The organism is Mycobacterium sp., from assembly GCF_035570115.1.
Lineage (GTDB): Bacteria > Actinomycetota > Actinomycetes > Mycobacteriales > Mycobacteriaceae > Mycobacterium.
Genome location: NZ_DATMLH010000135.1, coordinates 1 through 8,450, shown reverse-complemented (window position 1 = coordinate 8,450; position 8,450 = coordinate 1). Strand labels below are relative to the sequence as shown.

The window sequence follows — 8,450 nt, the reverse complement described above, 5'->3', positions numbered from 1 at the left end:
TCGATCCCCAGCTCTTTGAGCCGGTCAGACGCACTCATTTGGGGCGTTTCAGATACGCCACGTGCTGCTCACCGGTCGGCCCGGGCAGCACGGCAACCAGCTCCCAACCGTCGGCACCCCACTGATCGAGGATCTGTTTCGTGGCGTGTGTCAACAGGGGCACCGTGGCGTACTCCCACGTGATCGGTTGGCTCATACTTCGAGCTTATCGGCAGGGCCCTAGGGTGATCTGGCGCCTGGCGACGATGCGCGCAGCGAAGCTGGGGGAGGAGGAGCCGCACAGGGTAGCTAGCATGCACTGGTGGCGACCACACCGAGCGGCGGCAGTACTGTCCGCTGGCCATCGCGATTGTCGAAGACCCGTCTGCATTTCGTGACCGGCAAAGGTGGTACCGGTAAGTCGACGGTAGCCGCTGCGCTCGCGCTGACTCTCGCGTCCGGAGGACGCAAGGTCTTGCTCATCGAAGTCGAAGGGCGCCAAGGGATTGCACAACTCTTCGACGTGCCGCCGCTGCCATACAAAGAGCTCAAGATCGCGACTGCCGAACACGGCGGCCAGGTCAACGCGCTGGCGATCGACATCGAAGCCGCCTTCCTGGAATACCTCGACATGTTCTACAACCTCGGCATCGCGGGCCGGGCGATGCGACGCATCGGGGCGATCGAGTTCGCCACGACGATCGCGCCAGGCCTGCGAGACGTCTTGCTCACCGGCAAGATCAAGGAATCCGTGATCCGCGTCGGCAAGGACAAGCTGCCGGTTTACGACGCGATCGTCGTCGACGCGCCCCCGACCGGGCGCATCGCACGCTTTTTGGACGTCACCAGGGCGGTGTCCGATCTCGCCAAGGGCGGCCCGGTGTACTCGCAGGCCGAAGGCGTGGTGAAGATCCTGCACTCGGATCAAACGGCTATCCACCTGGTGACCCTTCTGGAGGCACTGCCGATGCAGGAGACGATCGAGGCGATCGACGAGTTGCAGGGGTTGGGCCTGCCTATCGGCAGCGTGATCGTGAACCGCAATATCGCGCTTTACCTGGAACCCGATGACCTCGCCAAAGCCGCTGAGGGCGACGTCGATGCCGACGCGGTGCACGCGGGCCTGGCCGCCGCCGGGATCAAGCTTCCCGATGCAGACTTCGCGGGCTTGCTGACCGAGACCATCCAGCACGCCACCCGGATCACCGCGCGAGCGGCAACCGCCGAACAGCTCGACGAGCTGAAGGTGCCACGCCTGGAGCTACCGACCATTGCCGACGGGGTCGACCTTGGTAGCCTCTACGAACTCTCCGAATCCCTTGCACAGCAGGGGGTTCGATGAGTACCACACCACCAACACTCGATATCGCGTCGATTCTGGGCGATACCGCCAATCGCGTGGTGGTGTGCTGTGGTGCGGGCGGGGTCGGCAAGACCACAACCGCCGCCGCGATGGCGCTGCGCGCAGCCGAATACGGCCGCACGGTGGTCGTTTTGACGATCGACCCGGCCAAGCGGCTGGCGCAGGCGTTGGGAATCAGCGACCTCGGCAATTCCCCCCAGCGCGTGCCGCTGGCTCCCGAAGTTCCTGGCCAGCTGTTCGCGATGATGCTCGACATGCGCCGGACGTTCGACGAGATGGTGATCCAATATTCGGGACCCGATCGGGCGCAGGCGATTTTGGACAACCAGTTCTACCAGACGGTCGCCACGTCACTGGCCGGCACTCAGGAGTACATGGCGATGGAGAAGCTCGGCCAACTGCTGGGCGAGGACCGCTGGGATCTGGTCGTGGTGGATACCCCACCGTCGCGCAACGCGCTGGACTTCCTCGACGCGCCGCAACGGCTGGGCAGCTTCATGGATAGCCGGTTATGGCGGCTGCTGTTGGGACCCGGGCGTGGGATCGGGCGGCTTGTCACCGGCGCGGTCGGCTTAGCGATGAAGGCATTATCAACCGTCCTCGGTTCGCAGATGCTCTCCGATGCTGCGGGTTTCGTGCAGTCACTGGATGCGACCTTCGGCGGCTTCCGGGAGAAGGCGGACCGCACCTATGCGTTGTTGAAGCGCCGCGGTACCCAGTTCGTGGTGGTGTCGGCCGCCGAGCCTGACGCGCTCAGGGAGGCATCGTTCTTCGTGGACCGGCTTTCCGAGGAACGTATGCCGCTGGCCGGACTCATCCTGAACCGAACCCATCCGATGTTGTGTTCATTGCCGGTTGAGCGAGCCATCGACGGAGCGAAGACGTTAGAGAGCGAGTCGGAAGGCGCCGACGGCACCAATGCCTTGGCAAGGGCCGTCCTGCAGATCCACGCTGACCGCGCGTCGACTTCCAAGCGCGAGATCAGGCTGCTGTCGCGGTTCACCGGAGCCAATCCCCACGTCGCCATTGTCGGGGTGCCGTCGCTGCCGTTCGACGTCTCCGATCTGGAGGCGTTGCGTGCTATCGCCGACCAGATGACAGCGGTCGGCGATCACGCAGGCTAGTCGCCCGGCTACTTAGCCAACGCTGCGGTGCTTGCGCTGCGCAGCGAAGAACTCAGACCAGGACACCACCTCGGGGTGTTGTTTGAGTAGCGCCCGACGCTGGCGTTCGGTCATGCCGCCCCACACGCCGAACTCGACACGGTTATCCAGCGCGTCGGCACCACATTCCAGCATCACCGGGCAATGCCTGCAGATCACTGCGGCCTTGCGTTGTGCAGCCCCCCGCACGAACAGCTCGTCGGGATCAGCCGCCCGACACAGCGCCTTGGAAACCCAGGCGATCCTGGACTCGGCTTCGGCCCCGTACAAAATGCTGCTCGTCGGCGCTGCGCACGTCTTGTTGCGCACTGCGGTCCGTGTACCTGACACCAGCGATTCCCCTTCGCTCCTGCCACCGGCGCGGCGGCTGTGTGCTAGATCCAGACTGCCGATGCGATCTGCGCCACACTCTGCACCTCGGTGTTACCTGTATCTCATTGTGTGCATAAGCTACGTGGTCAGGTATCAATTACGCAACAGTCTCCTACCCCCTTTTTTGGGACGACCGTGCAGTCCGATCATGAAGGGCCCCCGAAATGGGCCGAGGCAACGGCTGAAACACCCCTGAGCTGCGACTGAGAGGAACCTGAGGGTTCACCCGGGCGAGACTACCGCTCCAACAACACAGGGGACAACTTGCGTCGCAGCGCCGCTAATCTAGTAGCCATGCCGGAGCGTCCCACGACTGCCATCACGGTCGCAAAGCTCGTCGGGTGCTGCCTGTTGGCCAGCGTCGTGGTCGCGGCCTTGCTGTTCCCCGTGGTCGGCGGAGTCGGTCTGGTATCCAATCGGGCCTCCGAAGTCGTCGGCAACGCGTCGGCTCAACTGCTCGAGGGCGAAGTCCCAGCGGTGACCACGATGGTCGACGCGAAGGGCAACACGATTGCCTGGCTGTACTCGCAGCGCCGGTTCGAGGTGCCCACCGACAAGATCGCCAACACGATGAAGCTGGCAATCGTCTCGATCGAAGACAAGCGGTTTGCCGAGCACAACGGCGTGGACTGGAAGGGCACGCTGACCGGCTTGGCCGGCTACGCCTCCGGCGACGTGGACACCCGCGGCGGATCGACGATCGAGCAACAGTATGTGAAGAACTATCAGTTGCTCGTCATCGCGCAAACCGACGCAGAAAAACGCGCAGCCATCGAGACGACGCCGGCGCGCAAGCTGCGCGAGATCCGGATGGCGCTCACCCTGGACAAGACCTTCACCAAACCAGAGATCCTGACCCGCTACCTGAACCTGGTGTCCTTTGGTAACAACGCCTTCGGTGTGCAGGATGCAGCGCAAACCTACTTCGGCGTCAATGCGTCCGACCTGAATTGGCAGCAGGCGGCCCTGCTGGCCGGCCTGGTCCAGTCGACCAGCGCGCTGAATCCCTACACCAACCCGGATGGGGCGCTGGCGCGCCGGAACCTCGTTCTGGACACCATGATCGAAAACCTGCCCAACGAGGCCGACGCGCTGCGCGCCGCCAAGGCTGAGCCACTCGGGATTTTGCCGCAGCCCAAAGAGCTACCCCGTGGCTGCATCGCGGCGGGTGATCGGGCCTTCTTCTGCGACTACGTGCAGGCCTACTTGGCCCGCGCCGGCATCAGCAAAGATCAGATCGCCCGGGGCGGCTACCTGATCCGCACCAACCTGGACCCCGATGTGCAGGAGCCGATCAAACACGCGATCGACACCTACGCCAGCCCGACGCTGGAGGGTATTGCCAGCGTAATGAGCGTGATCAGGCCCGGTAAGACCTCGCACAAAGTGGTTGCGATGGCCAGCAACCGCACCTACGGGCTGAACACCGATGCCGGCGAGACCATGCGATCGCAGCCGTTCTCTTTGGTCGGCGACGGCGCCGGATCCATCTTCAAGATCTTCACCACCGCCGCGGCGATGCAGATGGGCATGGGTATCAACGCCACACTCGATGTCCCAGGCCGCTTCCAGGCCAAGGGCATGGGCAGCGGCGGCGCCAAGGGCTGCCCCAAGGAGACCTGGTGCGTGGTGAACGCCGGCAACTATCGCGGGTCGATGAATGTGACCGACGCGCTGGCCACCTCACCCAACACGGCTTTCGCCCGGCTGATCCAGCTGGTGGGGGTACAACGCGCGGTCGACATGGCGATCAAGCTCGGACTGCGGTCCTACGCCGATCCGGGGACCGCCCGCGACTACGACCCGGACAGCAACGAGAGCCTGGCCGACTTCATCAAGCGGCAGAACATCGGGTCGTTCACGCTGGGCCCATTCGAGCTGAACGCGCTGGAACTGTCAAACGTCGCGGCGACACTGGCCTCGGGCGGCACCTGGTGCCCGGCGAACCCCATCAACAAGCTGATCGACCGCAACGGCAACGAAGTGGCCGTCAACACCGAAGCCTGCGACCAAGCGGTACCAGAAGGGCTGGCCAACACGCTGGCCAATGCGATGAGCAAGGACGCCCTGGGCGGCGGCACCGCATCCGGGTCCGCCGGTGCGGCGGGGTGGAACCTGCCGGTGTCCGGCAAGACCGGTACCACCGAGGCACACCGGTCGTCGGGCTTCGTGGGTTTCACCAATCAGTACGCCGCGGCCAACTACATCTACGACGACTCCACCTCGCCGTCAGATCTGTGCTCGTCGCCGCTGCGGCGCTGCGGCGACGGCAACCTGTACGGCGGCAACGAGCCGGCGCGCACCTGGTTCACTGCGATGAAGCCCATCGCCACGATGTTCGGCGATGTGCACCTACCGCCGACCGACCGGGAGTACGTCGAAGGCGGTCCCGGTTCTCGGGTGCCGAGCGTCGCGGGTCTTGACGTCGACGCCGCCCGCCAGCGCTTGAAGGAGGACGGGTTCCAGGTCGCCGAGCAACCCAGCTCGATCAACAGCAGTGCGAAGTACGGCGAGGTGGTCGGGACCTCGCCCAACGGCCAGACGATCCCCGGTGCGGTGATCACCATTCAAACCAGCAACGGCATCCCGCCGGCGCCGCCTCCACCGCCAGAAGGCGGCCCAGGTGTTCCGGTGCCGGTGGGTTCCCAGGTCATCGAGATTCCGGGTCTGCCGCCGATCACGATCCCAATTCTGGGACCTCCCCCGCCTGCGGCTGGGACGCCGCCGTAGACGCTTGCAATAGCGTGTGGCCTGATGTCAAGCGACCGACGGCAGTAGGCTGGCCTGCATGCCTTCCGCGATTTCTGCTCTGAAAGCTACCGGCGCCATCGCGCTTGGATCGGCCGTCGCCGGAATCGGTTACGCCGCTGTCATCGAACGCAATGCGTTTGTGCTGCGAGAGCTGACCATGCCCGTGCTGACGCCGGGTTCGTCGCCGCTGCGGGTGCTGCACATCAGCGACCTTCACATGCGGCCCGGTCAACGCCGCAAGCAGGCGTGGCTACGCGAACTCGTTGGCCTTGAGCCCGACCTCGTCGTCAACACCGGCGACAACCTGGCGCACCCCAAGGCGGTGCCCGCGGTCGTCCAAAGCCTCAGCGACCTGCTTTCGCTGCCGGGCATTTTCGTCTTCGGCAGCAACGACTACTTCGGACCACGACCCAAGAATCCGCTGAACTACCTGACGAAGCCGGGTCATCGCGTGCACGGTCAGCCGCTGCCTTGGCAGGACCTGCGGGCGGTGTTCACCGAACGCGGCTGGCTGGACCTGACCCACAACCGTCGCGAGTTCGAGGTGGCCGGACTGCACATCGCGGCCGCAGGCGTGGACGACCCGCACATTGCGCGGGATCGCTACGACGCGATCGCCGGGCAGGCCAGCCCCGCCGCCAACCTGCGGCTGGGCCTGACCCATTCGCCGGAGCCGCGGGTGCTGGACCGCTTCGCCGCCGACGGCTACCAGCTGGTGATGGCCGGCCACACTCATGGCGGGCAGCTGTGCTTGCCGTTCTATGGAGCGCTGGTGACCAATTCGGGTCTGGACCGGTCGCGCGCTAAGGGCCCATCGCGGTGGGGCGCCACCACGCGATTGCATGTCTCCGCCGGGATCGGCACTTCGCCGTATGCGCCGGTGCGGTTCTGCTGCAGGCCTGAAGCCACCCTGCTGACATTGATTGCGTCGCCGATAGGCGGCCGCGATTCGAACAGCGAGCTGGGCCGGTCGCAACCCACGTATTCAGCGCGTTGACCCCGCCGGCCCAGATCGCAGTTCGTAGCCGACCACGCGACTGGGTGAACAACGCGATCCGACTGATCGAGGCGGACGCCCATCGCAGCGCCGACACTCACCTGCTGCGCTATCCGCTGCCCTCGGCCTGGTCCGACAACGCCGGTATCGAGCTCTACCTCAAAGACGAGACCACCCACATCACCGGCAGCCTCAAGCATCGGTTGGCTCGCTCGCTGTTCCTTTATGCGCTGTGCAACGGTTGGATCAGCGAAGACACCACGGTGGTTGAGGCGTCGTCGGGATCGACGGCAGTGTCGGAGGCGTACTTCGCCGCACTCTTGGGCCTGCCGTTCATCGCTGTGATGCCCGCGTCGACTAGTGCCTCCAAGGTTGCGTTGATCGAATCACAAGGCGGCCGTTGTCATTTCGTGCAGAGTTCAAGCGACCTCTACGCCGAGGCCGAAAGGGTTGCCAAGGAGACCGGCGGGCACTACCTGGACCAGTTCACCAACGCCGAACGAGCCACCGATTGGCGCGGCAACAACAACATCGCGGAGTCGATATTCCTTCAAATGCGCGACGAGAATCATCCGATCCCGGATTGGATCGTGGTCGGGGCGGGCACGGGCGGAACCAGCGCGACGATCGGCCGCTACCTCCGCTATCGGCGACATGCAACCCGGCTCTGTGTGGTCGACCCGGAGAACTCGGCGTTTTATCCGGCCTACGCCGAATCTAGATACGACATCGTGATTTCGGCGTCGTCGCGGATCGAGGGAATTGGCAGGCCACGCGTCGAGCCGTCTTTTCTGCCCGAGGTAGTTGACCGTATGGTGTCGGTTCCCGACGCCGGGTCGATTGCGGCGGCCCGCCACGCCAGTGCGGTGCTGGGCCGGCGTGTAGGCGCCTCGACCGGCACCAATTTGTGGGGAGCCTTCGGCCTGCTCGCCGAAATGGTCGCCGACGCACGCAGCGGTTCAGTGGTCACATTGCTCGCCGACAGCGGCGACCGCTACGCCGACACCTACTTCTGCGACGAGTGGCTCAAGACCCAGGAACTGGACACATCCGCCCCCACCACGGCCCTGACCGAATTCGAACGCTCCGGCCACTGGGACTGATCCCATGCCTCGTCAACATCGCTGCCCGGAGCGGTAACCAGCAGCCACAGCACTCCCAGAGCCAGGAATCCGCCGAACACCACGGCGCCTAACACCGTCATGATTGTCTCGCTTCCTTTGCACCGACTGTGCGGTAATTAGTCTATTTAAGGTCGGCGACATCCCGCTTATTCCACGCCGCACTGTGATGCAATCCCTGGACAGCGCCGGATGTGAGCTGCAGAGCGCCGACGCCGCGCCGATCCGCAGGCAGGCCTAGGTACCGCAATCCGCTTTGGCGAATCGCCGGGTCGGTGCGATACGCTGTCGTGGCTTCATGCGGGGTGTGGCGCAGCTTGGTAGCGCGCTTCGTTCGGGACGAAGAGGTCGTGGGTTCGAATCCCGCCACCCCGACTCAGATTTGACGAGATCAGGTCCGCAGTTGGTCCGCAGTAGCGTTTAGGGCGGCCTGTCGTGATGAGGAGTTGTCCCCGCATTCTGGCTGACATGGCTGACGGGGTAGCTTTGGCCTGGCCACGAGCACCGAGTCTCACACCGAACGACGGAAGAGGACGCCGTGAGTACGCTGTCGGATGATCTGGGCACGCTCAGTTACGAAGCAGCCCTGTACTTTTACCCGCTGGTGACGATGGACATCACCCGGCTGCAGGCAATCAACGCCCCGGCGGGTACCAAGCCGGGATTCGGGCCGCCCAACGAGTTTCATCACTTCAGGGCGTTTC

General features: G+C 64.5%; 7 protein-coding genes and 1 tRNA gene. 6 read left to right on the top strand and 2 right to left on the bottom strand.

Going from position 1 to position 8,450, the window contains the following annotated elements; genetic code table 11:
- Positions 1-34: 34 nt before the first annotated feature.
- Positions 35-196, bottom strand: a complete 162-nt coding sequence (locus VNW74_RS13000; protein ID WP_325677382.1) for a hypothetical protein — start codon at positions 194-196, stop codon at positions 35-37.
- 102 nt (positions 197-298) lie between these two features.
- On the opposite strand from VNW74_RS13000, the gene VNW74_RS12995 reads away from it, so the two are divergent.
- Entirely contained in the window at positions 299-1,321 is a 1,023-nt protein-coding gene (locus VNW74_RS12995) for an ArsA family ATPase (RefSeq protein ID WP_325677384.1), read from the top strand.
- Entirely contained in the window at positions 1,318-2,466 is a 1,149-nt protein-coding gene (locus tag VNW74_RS12990) for an ArsA family ATPase (protein WP_325677380.1), read from the top strand. Before VNW74_RS12995 ends, VNW74_RS12990 begins: the two co-directional genes overlap by 4 nt.
- A 12-nt stretch (positions 2,467-2,478) precedes the next feature.
- Here VNW74_RS12990 and VNW74_RS12985 read toward each other — a convergent pair whose 3' ends face one another.
- Positions 2,479-2,835: a WhiB family transcriptional regulator gene (locus VNW74_RS12985; RefSeq protein ID WP_325677378.1), complete on the bottom strand. Its 357-nt coding sequence runs from the start codon at positions 2,833-2,835 to the stop codon at positions 2,479-2,481.
- A 336-nt stretch (positions 2,836-3,171) separates the two neighbouring features.
- On the opposite strand from VNW74_RS12985, the gene ponA2 reads away from it, so the two are divergent.
- The 4 genes from ponA2 to VNW74_RS12965 all read left to right on the top strand — a co-directional run bounded on the left by ponA2 (position 3,172) and on the right by VNW74_RS12965 (position 8,121).
- Positions 3,172-5,607, top strand: a complete 2,436-nt coding sequence (ponA2, locus tag VNW74_RS12980) for a transglycosylase/D,D-transpeptidase PonA2 (protein WP_325677376.1) — start codon at positions 3,172-3,174, stop codon at positions 5,605-5,607.
- A 58-nt stretch (positions 5,608-5,665) separates the two neighbouring features.
- Positions 5,666-6,625 (top strand): metallophosphoesterase, encoded by a 960-nt coding sequence (locus VNW74_RS12975; protein WP_325677374.1) that lies wholly within the window; start codon positions 5,666-5,668, stop codon positions 6,623-6,625.
- Positions 6,622-7,728, top strand: a complete 1,107-nt coding sequence (locus VNW74_RS12970) for a PLP-dependent cysteine synthase family protein (RefSeq protein WP_325677372.1) — start codon at positions 6,622-6,624, stop codon at positions 7,726-7,728. Before VNW74_RS12975 ends, VNW74_RS12970 begins: the two co-directional genes overlap by 4 nt.
- Positions 7,729-8,047: 319 nt before the next feature.
- Positions 8,048-8,121 (top strand) — tRNA-Pro (locus VNW74_RS12965).
- Positions 8,122-8,450: the final 329 nt, after the last annotated feature.